12 protein-coding genes are annotated in these 14,385 nt (G+C 42.9%); 7 read left to right on the top strand and 5 right to left on the bottom strand.

What is annotated here, in order from left to right:
- Positions 1 to 171 precede the first annotated feature (171 nt).
- The 4 genes from HNR53_RS09495 to narI all read left to right on the top strand — a co-directional run bounded on the left by HNR53_RS09495 (position 172) and on the right by narI (position 6,622).
- Positions 172 to 3,852: a nitrate reductase subunit alpha gene (locus HNR53_RS09495; protein ID WP_184525263.1), complete on the top strand. Its 3,681-nt coding sequence runs from the start codon at positions 172 to 174 to the stop codon at positions 3,850 to 3,852.
- The gene (narH, locus tag HNR53_RS09490; RefSeq protein ID WP_184525261.1) at positions 3,842 to 5,308 is read left to right on the top strand and encodes a nitrate reductase subunit beta; all 1,467 of its coding nucleotides are present in this window, start codon (positions 3,842 to 3,844) and stop codon (positions 5,306 to 5,308) included. The genes HNR53_RS09495 and narH overlap by 11 nt, the downstream gene beginning before the upstream one ends.
- 71 nt (positions 5,309 to 5,379) lie before the next feature.
- Positions 5,380 to 5,940, top strand: a complete 561-nt coding sequence (gene narJ / locus HNR53_RS09485) for a nitrate reductase molybdenum cofactor assembly chaperone (RefSeq protein ID WP_184525259.1) — start codon at positions 5,380 to 5,382, stop codon at positions 5,938 to 5,940.
- Positions 5,933 to 6,622 (top strand): respiratory nitrate reductase subunit gamma, encoded by a 690-nt coding sequence (narI, locus tag HNR53_RS09480; RefSeq protein WP_184525257.1) that lies wholly within the window; start codon positions 5,933 to 5,935, stop codon positions 6,620 to 6,622. Before narJ ends, narI begins: the two co-directional genes overlap by 8 nt.
- A gap of 62 nt (positions 6,623 to 6,684) precedes the next feature.
- Here the strand turns inward: narI and HNR53_RS09475 are convergent, their stop codons facing one another.
- The 4 genes from HNR53_RS09475 to HNR53_RS09460 all read right to left on the bottom strand — a co-directional run bounded on the left by HNR53_RS09475 (position 6,685) and on the right by HNR53_RS09460 (position 9,796).
- Positions 6,685 to 7,107, bottom strand: a complete 423-nt coding sequence (locus HNR53_RS09475; protein ID WP_184525255.1) for a universal stress protein — start codon at positions 7,105 to 7,107, stop codon at positions 6,685 to 6,687.
- 111 nt (positions 7,108 to 7,218) lie between these two features.
- The gene (locus tag HNR53_RS09470) at positions 7,219 to 8,106 is read right to left on the bottom strand and encodes an ADP-ribosylglycohydrolase family protein (protein WP_184525253.1); all 888 of its coding nucleotides are present in this window, start codon (positions 8,104 to 8,106) and stop codon (positions 7,219 to 7,221) included.
- A gap of 118 nt (positions 8,107 to 8,224) precedes the next feature.
- Positions 8,225 to 8,830 carry a nicotinate (nicotinamide) nucleotide adenylyltransferase gene (nadD, locus tag HNR53_RS09465; RefSeq protein ID WP_184525251.1) on the bottom strand — a complete coding sequence of 202 codons (606 nt, stop codon included), beginning with the start codon at positions 8,828 to 8,830 and terminating at the stop codon, positions 8,225 to 8,227.
- Between the two features lie 168 nt (positions 8,831 to 8,998).
- On the bottom strand, positions 8,999 to 9,796 hold the full coding sequence (locus HNR53_RS09460) for an NUDIX hydrolase (protein WP_184525249.1): 798 nt from the start codon (positions 9,794 to 9,796) through the stop codon (positions 8,999 to 9,001).
- A 396-nt stretch (positions 9,797 to 10,192) separates the two neighbouring features.
- On the opposite strand from HNR53_RS09460, the gene HNR53_RS09455 reads away from it, so the two are divergent.
- The 3 genes from HNR53_RS09455 to HNR53_RS09445 all read left to right on the top strand — a co-directional run bounded on the left by HNR53_RS09455 (position 10,193) and on the right by HNR53_RS09445 (position 12,750).
- On the top strand, positions 10,193 to 10,540 hold the full coding sequence (locus HNR53_RS09455; RefSeq protein ID WP_184525247.1) for a PadR family transcriptional regulator: 348 nt from the start codon (positions 10,193 to 10,195) through the stop codon (positions 10,538 to 10,540).
- Entirely contained in the window at positions 10,521 to 11,159 is a 639-nt protein-coding gene (locus HNR53_RS09450) for a DUF1700 domain-containing protein (protein ID WP_184525245.1), read from the top strand. Before HNR53_RS09455 ends, HNR53_RS09450 begins: the two co-directional genes overlap by 20 nt.
- A gap of 133 nt (positions 11,160 to 11,292) precedes the next feature.
- The gene (locus HNR53_RS09445; protein WP_184525243.1) at positions 11,293 to 12,750 is read left to right on the top strand and encodes a DUF4153 domain-containing protein; all 1,458 of its coding nucleotides are present in this window, start codon (positions 11,293 to 11,295) and stop codon (positions 12,748 to 12,750) included.
- Between the two features lie 57 nt (positions 12,751 to 12,807).
- Here the strand turns inward: HNR53_RS09445 and HNR53_RS09440 are convergent, their stop codons facing one another.
- Complete coding sequence (locus HNR53_RS09440) at positions 12,808 to 14,382, bottom strand: SagB family peptide dehydrogenase (RefSeq protein ID WP_184525241.1); 1,575 nt, start codon at positions 14,380 to 14,382, stop codon at positions 12,808 to 12,810.
- Positions 14,383 to 14,385 lie beyond the last annotated feature (3 nt).

The raw sequence follows: 14,385 nt of genomic DNA, 5'->3' as shown, positions 1-14,385 counted from the left end.
ATTTTTATGTCTATTTTGTGACAATAAAATCGGTGTGAAGTACTTCACAGTTTTTACCCTGTACATATTGTTAAAGTGATAGCGTAATCATGATTCGTTTTTTAAAGAAGCAATGAAGTGTTATTTTCTAACTTTTGAATGTATGACCATTTTAGAAAAGGAGTATTTCCTATGAAAAAGAAACGATCACCTTTACTTAATCGTTTAAAATATTTAACGCCGATTGAAAAACAATCCAATAATCACAGTCAGACAACCTATGAAAATCGCGACTGGGAACAGGCTTACCGAAATCGCTGGCAGCACGATAAAGTCGTACGTTCTACTCACGGAGTAAACTGTACGGGCTCATGCAGCTGGAATATTTATGTAAAAGATGGACTTGTGACATGGGAGGGGCAAAAGCTAGATTACCCATCAACAGGACCGGATATGCCGGATTTTGAACCCCGCGGCTGTCCACGCGGTGCTAGTTTTTCCTGGTATATCTACAGCCCGCTTCGTGTGAAATATCCTTATGTCCGCGGCATTCTCTTAAATATGTGGCGTGAAGCATTAAAGGAACATAAGAATCCGCTAGAGGCCTGGAAAAGCATTGTCGAAAACCAGGATAAAGCAAAATCCTATAAGAAAGCACGCGGCAAAGGCGGGTTAGTCCGTGCTGAGTGGGACGAAGTGCTGAAGCTTATTTCTGCTTCTACTTTGTATACGGCGCAGACATACGGCCCAGACAGGAATGTCGGCTTCTCTCCTATCCCGGCCATGTCGATGCTGAGCTATGCCGCAGGCTCCCGTTTTATGGCTTTAATGGGCGGACCGATGCTGAGCTTTTATGACTGGTATGCCGACCTCCCTCCCGCTTCACCGCAAATTTGGGGAGATCAAACGGATGTTCCGGAAAGCAGTGATTGGTTTAATTCCGGCTATATTCTGACATGGGGCTCCAACGTCCCGCAGACGCGGACACCGGATGCTCATTTTCTTGCTGAAGTCCGCTACCGCGGGACAAAGGTCGTCTCTGTAAGCCCGGACTATGCCGAATCAACTAAGTTTTCCGATGATTGGATGAAAGTGAAGCAAGGAACAGACGGTGCGCTGGCGATGGCAATGGGTCATGTCATATTGAAGGAATTTTATATAGAGCATCAGCATGAATATTTTATCAATTACGCCAAGCAATATACAGACTTTCCTTTTGTCGTCACATTGAAAAATGACGGTGATGCCTTTATTCCAGACCGCTTTTTAAATGCGGCCGATCTTGGTAAAGAAGTGGGAAACGGCGAGTTTAAACCCGTTCTCTATGATGAGATAACGGGAGGATTAGTCATCCCGCATGGAACAATGGGTTCCCGCTGGGAAGACAAAGCAAAATGGAATTTAAAAATGATCAATGAAGAAACAGGAGAATCATTTGAGCCAAGACTTTCGTTTCAAGGAATTGAGGAAGAAATTGCCGCGGTTAAAATTCCGTACTTCTCTCATGACGGTAATGAGGTGTTATACCGCAGCGTACCAATGAAAGTAGTGGAAATCAATGGCGAGATTTTTTATACGACAACCGTATATGATTTGACCCTTGCCAATTATGGTGTCGATCGCGGATTAGGCGGCGAGTGTGCCACATCACTTGATTCAGACGTACCATTTACACCAGCCTGGCAGGAAAAAATCACAGGCGTGAAAAAGGAGCTTGTTATTCAAATCGCCCGTGAATTTGCGCAAAATGCCTTAGATACAAATGGCCGCTCGATGATTATCGTTGGAGCAGGGATCAATCATTGGTTTAATTCCGATACCATCTACCGCGCGGTATTAAACCTTGTCCTGTTTACCGGTGCACAGGGAGTAAACGGAGGAGGATGGGCCCATTATGTCGGTCAGGAAAAACTGCGTCCGGCAGAAGGCTGGCAGACGATTGCCACTGCAAAAGATTGGGGGGCTAATGCCAAGCTGCAAAACGGAACCTCTTTCTTCTATTTCACAACGGATCAATGGCGCTATGAAGAGCAGCCGGTAAGCGAGCATATTTCACCGATTTATGATAAAGCGCGCTATGAGCATTATGCTGATTATAATGTTTTAGCAGCACGTCTCGGCTGGCTCCCTTCCTATCCTGCTTTTAATGAGAATGGGATTGACTTATATCAGAAAGCAGCTCTTGCAGGTGCCCAGTCCCCTGCTGAAATCGGAGAGTATATTGCTGAAAGGTTAAAGAAACGCGATCTGCAGTTTGCGATTGAAGACCCTGATAATCCTGTCAACTTCCCAAGAAATCTATTTGTCTGGCGCGCAAACTTAATCTCAAGTTCAGGCAAGGGGCATGAGTATTTCTTAAAGCATTTATTAGGCACCACGAACGGATTATTGAATGAAGATCACGATAGTCTCCGCCCGGAAGAAGTAAAATGGCATGATGAAGCACCTGAAGGCAAACTTGATTTATTAATTAACCTCGATTTCCGGATGAGCGGGACTGCGCTTTATTCCGATATCATTCTGCCGACGGCCACATGGTACGAAAAGCATGATTTGAATAGTACGGATATGCATCCATTTATCCATCCGTTCAATCCGGCTATTTCTTCCCCTTGGGAGGCCCGTTCAGACTGGGATATTTTCAAGTCGCTTGCGAAAACCGTTTCCGACATGGCTCAGGAACTGAACCTGGAACCGGTGAAAGAAGTTTTCCCTTCTCCCCTGCTGCATGACACGAAGCAGGAAATGGCACAGCCGCTCGGGGCTATCAAAGATTGGAGCAAAGGTGAATGCGAACCGGTACCTGGGAAAACGATGCCGCAGCTGCAGGTCGTTGAAAGAGATTATAAGCTCATTTACGAAAAAATGATTTCATTGGGACCCAATGTCAAAAACGCACCATATGGCATTAAAGGCATTTCTTGGTCCGCTGCAGATGAATACGAAAAACTGAGGAAAGTACTCGGAGAGATTCGCGGTGGTTTTGCCAATGGCTGCCCAAGCATTGAATCTGCTAAGAGTGCATCAGAGGCTGTTTTAACCTTATCCTCAACGTCAAATGGAAAAATGGCCGTAAAAGCATGGGAAGCGCTCGAAAAGAAAACGGACCTTGAACTGGTTGACTTGGCTGCTGAACGGGAAGAGGAATGTTTCACTTTTGAGCAGATTACCGCACAGCCCAAAACGGTTATCACTTCTCCGGCATTCAGCGGTTCAGAAAAGGATGGACGCCGTTACTCACCATTTACAACGAATGTAGAACGATTGATCCCATGGAGAACCGTAACCGGCAGACAGTCATTCTATGTCGATCATGCGATGATGCAGGAATTTGGCGAGTCTATGGCGACCTTTAAACCGATTTTACAGCCGAAGCCGTTTAAAAATAAGCGCCCGGAAGTGGAAGGAAAAGAAATTACATTGAACTATTTAACACCGCATAATAAATGGTCGATTCACAGCATGTATTTCGATTCTCAGCCGATGCTGACGCTCTTCCGCGGCGGTCCGACGGTTTGGATGAATAAAGATGATGCCCTTGATGCCGACATTGCCGATAACGACTGGATTGAAGTATTTAACCGCAATGGGGTCGTTGTGGCACGAGCTGTTGTCTCACATAGAATTCCACGCGGGATGGCCTTTATGCACCATGCCCAGGATCGTCATATTAATGTACCGGGAACAAAATTAACAAACAACCGCGGCGGCACGCACAACAGCCCGACCCGCATCCATGTTAAACCAACTCATATGATCGGCGGCTATGGACAATTAAGTTACGGCTATAACTACTATGGACCGACAGGAAATCAACGGGATTTAAATGTTGTCATCCGTAAATTGAAGGAGGTTGACTGGCTTGAAGATTAAAGCGCATATCGGCATGGTCATGAACCTGGACAAATGTATCGGCTGCCATACATGCAGCGTAACGTGTAAAAACACCTGGACGAATCGTCCGGGTGCCGAATATATGTATTTCAACAATGTGGAGACGAAACCAGGGATTGGTTATCCAAAACGATGGGAGGATCAGGAGCATTATCATGGCGGCTGGGAAGTGAAAAACGGCAGGCTGCAATTAAAATCGGGCTCGAAAACGAATCGCCTGCTCCAGTTATTTTACAATCCAAATCTCCCAACGATTGATGACTATTATGAGCCTTGGAATTATGATTATGAAACATTAACAAACAGCCCTGAACGGAAAACACAACCGGTGGCACGGCCAAAATCCGCTTTAACTGGTGAATTTATGGAGGTTCTTTGGGGACCGAACTGGGAAGATGATTTAGCCGGTGCCCATGTAACAGGACTGAAGGATCCAAATGTAGAGAAAATGGAAAACAAAATCCGCACGGAATTTGAAGATGTATTTATGATGTACCTGCCGCGGCTTTGTGAACACTGCTTGAATCCCGCTTGTGTCAGCGCCTGCCCTTCCGGCGCAATGTACAAACGGGATGAAGACGGTATTGTTTTAGTGGACCAAAATGCCTGCCGTGCCTGGAGACATTGTGTCTCCTCCTGCCCTTATAAGAAGGTTTACTTTAACTGGCAGACAAATAAAGCAGAAAAATGCACGCTCTGCTTCCCAAGAATCGAGGCGGGAATGCCGACGATTTGTTCAGAAACTTGCGTCGGACGGATCCGTTATCTCGGTGTTATGCTTTATGATGCCGATAAGATTCAAGATGCCGCATTAGCAGATGAAAAAGATCTATATCATTCACAAATGGATGTATTTCTTGACCCACATGATCCGGAAGTCATCGCCGAAGCGAAAAAAGAAGGCATTCCAATGGAATGGATCGAAGCTGCACAAAAATCACCCATTTACAAAATGATTATCGAATGGAAAATCGCCCTGCCGCTTCATCCGGAATACAGGACACTGCCAATGGTTTGGTATATTCCGCCATTGAGCCCAATCATGAATATGTTTGAAGGCATTGGCAGTTCTTCGAATGCGGAAGACATCTTCCCTGCTATTGAACAAATGCGAATTCCAATTCAATACCTGGCCAATCTTTTGACAGCCGGTGACGAAACACATATCCGTACAGTATTGAAAAAAATGGCCGTCATGAGAACGTATATGAGAAGCGTACAAACGAATAAAAAACCTGATACAGCTGTCATGGAGAAATTAGGATTAACCGAGCAGGAAGTGCGTGACATGTACCGTTTGCTGGCCATTGCCAAGTATCACGATCGCTTTGTCATTCCAGCATCACACCGTGAAGAAGTGGCTGATTTATATGATGAACAAGGAAGCTGCGGACTTGCCTTCGCAGGCGGACCCGGTTCCTGCGGGACATTATAGCAGACTGCGGGATTGGTATAAAACGAAAAAGCCAGTCCCTCCCTATTCTATAAAAAACGAAAGTAGATGAAATGATGACAGACGTTCAAATTCAACCAATCTTTCAGCTATGCTCCTATTTATTAAACTATCCTGACGAAGCTTTTGTTGAATCCCTTGACGAGGTCAAAGCGGAATTGGACACAACTCCCTTTCCGGAGATTCAGCATGAACTAGAGCAATTTTGTCTGAAAGCAAAAAATCAGTCCCTTCCCAGCCTCGTCTCAACGTATATTACAACATTTGATTTTGGAAAAAAAACCAATCTCTATGTTTCCTATATGGCGGGCGGTGAGCAGCGCGAACGAGGAATGGATCTTCTTTTTCTAAAAAATTATTATAAAATGCATGGGTTTCATGTAACGGATAAAGAATTGCCGGACTATCTTCCGATTGTGCTGGAATTCGCCAGTCAGGTTGAAGTTGCTGAAATGGAGCCGGTCTTCACACGGTATATGAAAAGCATTGCAGAAATTGCCGGGCATTTAAATCCGAATGATAACCTGTACGGTCATATCTTTCAGGCAATCCTGCAAACTCTTGAGAGAACCGGGATCAGAGCGATGAATAGCGAGGTGTTCCATTATGTTTGAGCAGTTTCTCTGGATTGTTCTTCCCTATATTATTCTGACCATCTTTATTGCCGGTCATATTTATCGTTATCAGCATGATCAATTTGGCTGGTCTTCAAAATCAAGTGAACTCCTAGAAAAAAGACTGCTCCGTGTCGGCAGTAATCTCTTCCACTTTGGACTGATCTTTGTCTTCGGCGGTCATGTCATGGGTTTGTTAATTCCCATTGAAGTGTATGAAGCATTGGGGGTATCCGAGCATCAATACCATACGATCGCTCTTATCGGCGGGATTCCAGCCGGTCTTGCCGCAACTGCCGGGGTCATGATTCTCTATTACCGCCGAATGACCGTTCGCAGATTGGCAAGGACCAGTTCAAAAGGAGACTGGGCATCACTTTTCTTTCTTACCATCGTCATTCTCTCTGGTATGTCTGCGACCTTTTTAAATGTCGATTCACATGGGTTCGATTATCGTACGACGATTGGTCCGTGGTTAAGAGGAGTTTTAACCTTTCGTCCGGACGCAAGCCTGATGGCAGATGTTCCGCTTTGGTTTAAAATCCATTTGCTGGCTGTTTTCGGACTTTTTACAGCATGGCCCTTTACCCGTCTGGTTCATGTCTTCAGTTTGCCTGTCCGCTATCTGTCACGCAGCTATGTGATTTACAGAAAGCGTATGCCGAAACAGGATAATCTTTAATAAGCATGTTGAGAGACCCCCGTCGAGATATCTATAAACCGGGGGTTTTGTCTATGTTCGCCTTATTTCATTAGCAGGACTGGAATGTCTGCCTGCTGTGTTACCGTATGACTGACACTGCCGAGGAACTCTTTAATGCCGCTTAAGCCGCGGCTGCCCATAATGATCAGATCACATTGCCGTTCATTCGCGGCTTCCAATATTACTTTATAGGAAAGTCCCTCTTTGATGATCACTTCTGAAGAATTCGGAATTTGCCCTAAATCAAATTTTGCCGGTCGGAGTGTTTTCTCAGCATCTTCTAAAATAGATTCTTTAATTTTATCGTAAAAATCATATTGATAGGTTTTTGGCGGAAACTCTACCACATGTAGGACCGTTATTTTTGTATCTGGATCTAAATTTGCAAAATCGATGGCCTTTTCCAATGATTTTTCCGCTAATTCAGAGCCGTCATAGGGAACAAGAATATGGGAAAACAACATGATGCACATCTCCTTTTATATATGTATTGACATCCATATATCTATTATAATCTTTCTCTATATGAAAGAACGAATGAGATGTGCACTCATTCGATCATTTACTTTTATATTTCACACAATGTTCCCATTTTGCTGTAAATGCCCTAATTGTTTTGCTAATTCCACTAATTCCTCTTTTACCAATATGGCATCGATGAAATGCAGGGGCAATTTTTCATAGCCGCACTGCAGTCCAGCTAATCCACCGGCTATCGCAGCAACGGTATCGGTATCGTATCCTTCATTTGCCGCTCCAATCACAACATCAGAGAAGGTTTCGCTGTTCAGCAGCCAGTATAGGACCCACATCATCGTATGAACGACAAAACCATCCGGAGTGCATGCTGGTTTTTCTTTTAATAATGCAGCCGCATAAGGAGTATTCTCTATTTCGGCAACAATAGCTTCTTTTAAATCTTGTCCATGCAGGACTTGAAAGGCAATGCGATTGTAGATGACACAGGCTTCTTCGGCCAAAGAGTCATAATGAGTCATTTTCGATAGCTGCTTTGTGACTTCCTCTACTTTTTCGATAGAAGGATAGGCAAGGGCCGCCGGCAAACAACGCATTAAGGACCCGTTTCCGGCGGACATACCATTGAGATATTCAAAATGAGCATGTTTAGCTGTCTCAAACCAATTGCCATTAAAGGTTCCTAAAACGGTACTGATAATGATTCCAATATCCTTTGGGCGTGAATCATACCAGGTTAAGAATTCCTTCCCAATTGCTTCGATTGGCTCCTCAGGATTTTGCAGGATCCCTTTAGCAACAGCCATCGTCATCGCCGTATCATCCGTTGTTTCACCTTTTTCTAATCCCCAGCATCCGCCGCCGCTAACGTCCCGCAGCACGCCGTGTCTTCTTTCTATCTCTTCTTTTGTTAAAAATTCCGTTGTGCCGCCCAATGCATCCCCAATTGCCACACCAAAAAGTGCTCCTTTTATTTTATTTAACATGAATAAACCTCATTTCCCATATTGTCCAGAGTGAAATAAAAAAGCAACTTATCACTTATATTGTAAATGAAATTCCTAGCAAAATGTGAGGATTTCACATATTTATTGACAGCAAGTCTTACTTATACAGCTCGTACTTCAAAGCATATTCCAGTGCCGCCTGGGGAACTAAATAACGGACACTTAAACCATCGCGGATGCGGGAACGAATTAATGTAGAACTCGTTTCAATATTGACTCCTTTACTGAGGCAGTCGAAACGATCTTCATGCTTGATGAGAAAGGAATCCTTGGCAATGATATCCGACATATCGTAGCCTTCCCGCCCCATGACGAGAAACCTGTTTGTTTCAATCAGTTCCTTCCCTTTGTGCCACTTTGTTACATGCACTAGGTTATCTGCGCCCATTACGAATAACAGTTCATCATTTGGAAATTGTTCCTTCAGTTTTCTCATGGTCTCAAATGTATAGGTCTCCCACCCGACAGCATCCATTTCAATGGTATTGACTTGAATTTTATCATTATCCGCCACCGCCAGCTTCACCATTTCCAAACGGTGTTGATTTGTAGTTAAAATCCGATCCTTATCCCGGCGTTTGTCCGAAGAGGGCACTAAAATCATCCCATCCAGATTTCGCCTATCCATTACGATATCCATTGTTACTAGATGTCCAATGGTAATGGGATCACAGGCTGAACCAAATACGCCATATTTAGCCATATTGTCATCCTTTCTCATTTAGGCTTAATTATTTTCAGTTTTTCCTCTGCATTTGGATTTCCATCCTCTAATGTCATATCATTACCCTCTGTTTTATTGTTTATCAATTGGACAATTCTGCAGACTTTTTTTCCCAGAGCGGAAACCTGCTCCATGCTGGAGGGGTTTTTAATATTTTGCATTATAAATTGAAACAAATGGCTCATAATCATTAAACCGATACAGCTGGGCATTTCCTTTTGACCATCTATTCGTCTTTTTCAAATCTCCATTCACGGTCACTTTTTCGATAAATGGCAGTGATGGTGCCTTACGAAAAAACTGCGCATCCAACTTAATCCATGGTTCATCCAGTACCGTCATCAGCACCCCTTGCAGATCTGACAACACGAATTCTTCTGCAAGGAAGTTTTTCGCTAAGGTTGTGATCGACATATCTTTTCTAATATACCAAAGGGCATCTTCAATTATTTTCCTGTGATCAAAGGCTAAATCGAGGCGAAATACTTCATCCATATCAAATAACTCTACTTCAGCTGCATCATCTGCGGCCCTTCTTTGCGCTAATACATTTTCCGGGACGATGGCGTAGTGGGCATTTGAAATAATCCAGCCTCTTTGATCCCGGCCCATTTTATCATATACACCAAAATGCTTGATTTTTAAGTCGTTCACACCTGTTTCTTCTTCCAGCTCTCTCAAGGCTGCGACATAGGCGGTTTCATCAGGCTGAACAAATCCTCCAGGAAGAGCCCATTTGCCTCCTTCCATATTCGGATTTCCTTCCTGATCCAGAGAAGCCCGTTTAATCAGCATTAGCTTTAAGATTTTTTTCGGCGGCTTATGGGGTCCAATTTCTTCCGATATAATAGTGAATACAGCAATATCGGATGTATACCCATCTGGGGTACAATATTTGCTAGAATCATAATGCTTTAAGATTTCTTCTGAAGAATACTTTTCCAAAGATTGCACCTGCTTTCAATAATGGAAAAAACTGAATTTGATTGATATTTCAATTAACATATTGTTAATCATTAATCGTTAATCACATTATAAAGATTTGTTGAATGAATAGCAAGCATTTTTTTCCAATGCTTATTTGATCAGCTCTGTTTCCCCTTGAGTTTGAATCATTCTCTTGCCTGCGTTCGGGGACTCCTTTATGGTAAATGATATAAAGCGGGCGAAGGATGGATTTCTTTGCTCTTACTGTGTATTTAGCACATTGTAAAACTTTCATATTATTTCGCATGGTACGGGTCCGCCCTCATGCTTCAATATTTTTGATCGAGTACTTTACATTTTTTATTTTATATTGTAGAATTTCTATGTACCTAATATTTCTAGGTAGGTGATGAAATGTTTAACCGTGAATTGGTGAAAGGAAGTACATCTCTTTTGCTCCTGCAGCTGCTCGATGAACGCGATATGTACGGATACGAGATTGTCAAAGAGCTGGAGAAACGCAGCGGCAATGAATTTTCCTTTAAGGAAGGCACACTTTATCCTGCCCTCCATAAGCTCGAGAAGCAGGAGTATATAGAATTCTATTGGCAGGAGCAGGAAAAAGGGCCAGCGAGAAAATATTATCGGATTACAGAGGCAGGCAGAGAAATGCTTCAGGAAAGAACCCAGGAATGGCACGACTTTGTTTCTGTCATGAACAAGGTAATGGGGAGAAAAAAACATGGAACGGCTGAAGAATGAGTTTTTAGGAGAGCTTTCACAGTTTCTAGAGGATCATCAGGAGAAAGATGTCATTTTACAGGAATATGATGCTCATTTGAATGAATTGCTGGCCGAGCTTCATTTGGAGGGGGCTGAAGCGGATGTTCGCAGCCAAATCTATTTAAGGCTTGGCACACCCGCTGAGATTGCTGATTTATGGAAAGAAGAGCTGTCTGTTACTCCAAGCAATATGAAATGGCTGTTTATTGCGGTGAATATCCTATTATTTACGAGCGGCGCCATCCTCACTCTAGCTCATAATCTATTGGATTGGGACTGGTTGAAAGAGCTTTGGGATCAGTTAACTTCGATTCCGATTGTGATTGCTTTTATCTACATGGCTTTTTGGGCATTGCTCGGTTATGAAATTGGCCGAGGGTTCGGTCACAAAGGAAAAAGGATATTGAAAAGGACCTTTCTGCTGGCATTAATTCCAAATTTGACACTGATGGGTTTAACTGTATTCCAGATCATACCTCATGCATGGTTCTATCCATTACTGACCGAAACTTTTATCGTTCTGTGCATTGTGTTGACAGTTCTGTTATATCCACTTTGCCTTATCAGCTACAGATGGGGAAAAAAAGCTTCTATATGAGCTTTTTTTATCCATATACATAGAAATTCTATATACTATTATCTTGATACAAACTATAAAATTCTTTTATTTTTTCTTCATATACCTAGAATTACTATATATAAAGAATAACGATATTAATGGAGGTTTGAACATGGAAATGAAATTGGAAAAAACAGATTGGATATTTTTACTGCTGTGCCTGGTGACGGGAATTACTGCCGAAGAGGCTTTCTTCCGCGAGCAAATTGGAATCTCTTTCTTTGTTTTTATTGTTGTCTTTTATGTTGTATTTTTCTGGCGATTCCGCACCTTTTCGTTCTCCCACCAGCGCTTTGGCTGGCTTGTATTGATTTCCATCTGGCTGTTGGCGGCAGGCTATTATTTGTATGATACCGTCTTGTTTTACTTCTTAAATATTTTGATCATTCCGGCACTTGTAATCTTTCATCTGGCATTAATCACAGCGCCAAAGGGATATCATTGGAATCGATTGTCTTTCTTTTATTATACGATTCTCCGGATCGGCAGAAGTTTTTTCTACAGCGCAGGTTTTGCCAAAACAATAATCCGGCATTTAGTCCGAAACGGGAATGGAAAGCGTAACGATGTTTGGAAGAAGGTTTTCATTGGGATTGCCATCTCCCTCCCTTTCCTATTGGTCATCCTGAAACTATTAATTTCAGCAGATACTCAGTTTGAAAGACTGTTAAGAGGAATCCCCAATCAAATCAGCGTGCAGCCCGAATATATTTTTCGTGCAGCAATCGTTCTAATTTGTACTTTCCTTTTCTTTGGCTATATGCAGACATTGCTGCAAAAAATAAATCCACTTAAACCAGACGGAGAAGCTGTTCCTTCATTCACGCTGGATGGAATCATCGCTCTGACTTTCCTGCTCCTTTTGGATTTGGTTTATCTTTTGTTTGTTGCCGTGCAATTTAAGTATTTCTTCAGCGGTACGCTTAGTGACGGCTACACGTTTGCCGAATATGCCCGCCGTGGTTTTTTCGAACTGCTCTTCGTCACATTGATTAATCTCAGCGTTACTACTGCCGCGATTCAATGGACCAAAAATATCCATGACTTTTTACAAAAAGCAGTCAATCTCGCTTTGACTGTTCTTGTATTATCGAGTGGAGTATTGCTCGTATCAGCATTCATGCGTTTGGCAATGTATGAAGAAGCATATGGCTTTACCTTTACAAGAGTGTTGGCTCACTCCTTTATGATTTTCTTGATGGTGATACTGGCTTATACCCTTGTTAAAATTTGGCTTACGAAACTGTCGTTGTTTCACTTTTATTTCATTGCAGCGCTTATCTATTATACCGGCATCAATGTCGTAAATATTGACAGATTTGTCGTCAAACAGAATATAACCCTCTATGAACAGACGGAAAAAATTGATATTCACTATTTAAATAACTTGTCCGCATCTGGAGTACTCGGACTAATTGAGCTTTATGAAAAGCATTCTGATATTCCCGGTTTGAAGGATATGCTAAAGGAACGAAAAAAGGAAAGTGTCCAGCTGAAAAGAGATGCGTGGCAATCCCGTAATTTCACAAGAAGCAAAGCTGTTGAACAGCTGAAAGAGTTAGAGTTCTAAAAAGCTACAAAAGCTGCCCAGTTGATCTCCATTCAAGAGGCAGCTTTTGTAGCTTTTTTAAGTTTGTATCCTTCCCTTTAACCATGCCCGCTCCCTAAAGTGCCCGATTGGAATTTGGATGAGACTGGTTTCACCTGCTTCTTCCATTTGATATAGTTCATCACACACTTTCACATCAAATCCCAGAAGCGGATGACCGCCCAGCCCGAGAGCAGACGCTGCCAGCAATAATCTTTGTACAAGCATCCCCGCCTCCATTTGTTGAATGCGATAGCCTCTGAAACCCAATTTCTCTTTATAATGATTATTATCCCCCGCAACATGAAAGCAGAGCGGAACTTGGAATAAATTCACATTTCCGACAGACAGACCAGACTGCAATCGAAATCGATGATCACCAAGACGGATCTGCTGTAACACATGCTTATCGCCATCATAATGATAAGCACCATCGGGAATCCCTTCAATATTGTGGAAGCACCCATACAGAGAGACGCGCGGCTCTCGCTTTCGATGTTTTTCATCTAGATCATTGCGATAATTGAAGGAAGCGGCTGCCTCCTGCAGCAGAGCAGCCAACTGGACTAGATTGACTTTCCCTAGAATAAAATCCATTCCCGGTGAATAGCGTCTTCGGCATGCCTCAGCCAAATCGTACGACATTCGTTCTACATATGGCAGCTTAATGACTGAAGCCATTCCGATCGTCTTTTCCCTCGTCTCCATCTGTTTCAATCCATCTACGGTATCCAACATTGCTGCTTCATTCATCTTAATTAACAGCGGAAACTTGTGGATTTTGTGTGACTTAACAAAGTGCTCATTGTGAATCGGTGGTAATTGCTGGCACAGTCCGGCAGCAGAATCCATTCGGTCTCTGCTTTTTTGCGAAACCCAATTAGTTGCTTCCACAGATAGCGGGATCATCGCATAAACGCTTTCTTCCGTTTCAGAAAGACCGAGCAGATGATTGATCGCGCGATCAAGAAATTGGAAATACACTCCTGAAGCAAAGCCGAAGCGTTTTGCTGTTTCCAGCAGCTGTCCAATCAGCACCCCAGCATCCAATCCCTGCAGCCTGTAGGCAAAGTTATTGTATTTATAAAAGTTTTTCCAAAACATGGTCGAGACAAAAACAGTGGCAAAACAAGCCGATACTTCACATCGATGTCCTAGAGCCCGTTCTATATAGGAATCGAAATGGCCTTCCCGCACTAACACTAAACGATGATGTGCTGCATCGTAATGATAAACGCCGGCAGGTACATTCTCTATGTGCAAATAGATATACAATTCATTCGGATACAACGCACCGCCGGAGGGGGCAAAACGCCGATACGAATAGTTAACATCTTCTTCATTTTCCGTAGCAGCGAAGCTCGCTTTCGTCTCGGCAAATTGCGTAATCCCATATACATACCAGAGAAAGTGACCGATTTTGCGCAGATCAGATGCTGCAGGGGCTTCCCATTCTTCCAGCGACAACGGTACTTCTAAAGATAATGAAAAAAAAGGCAGCCCGCGGTAGATTTTATATGGCAGCGGTGCATCTTTCCAATCCACTTCCCAATCTGGCGGGCTTACCTTATCAATGGCAAAATGAAGGTTGTGTAAAAATTCATCCAGATTCATCTT

It is taken from the genome of Bacillus benzoevorans (genome assembly GCF_014207535.1).
In the GTDB taxonomy this organism is placed as follows: domain Bacteria; phylum Bacillota; class Bacilli; order Bacillales; family Cytobacillaceae; genus Bacillus_BD; species Bacillus_BD benzoevorans.
This window is presented reverse-complemented; position numbering and strand designations above follow the sequence as displayed.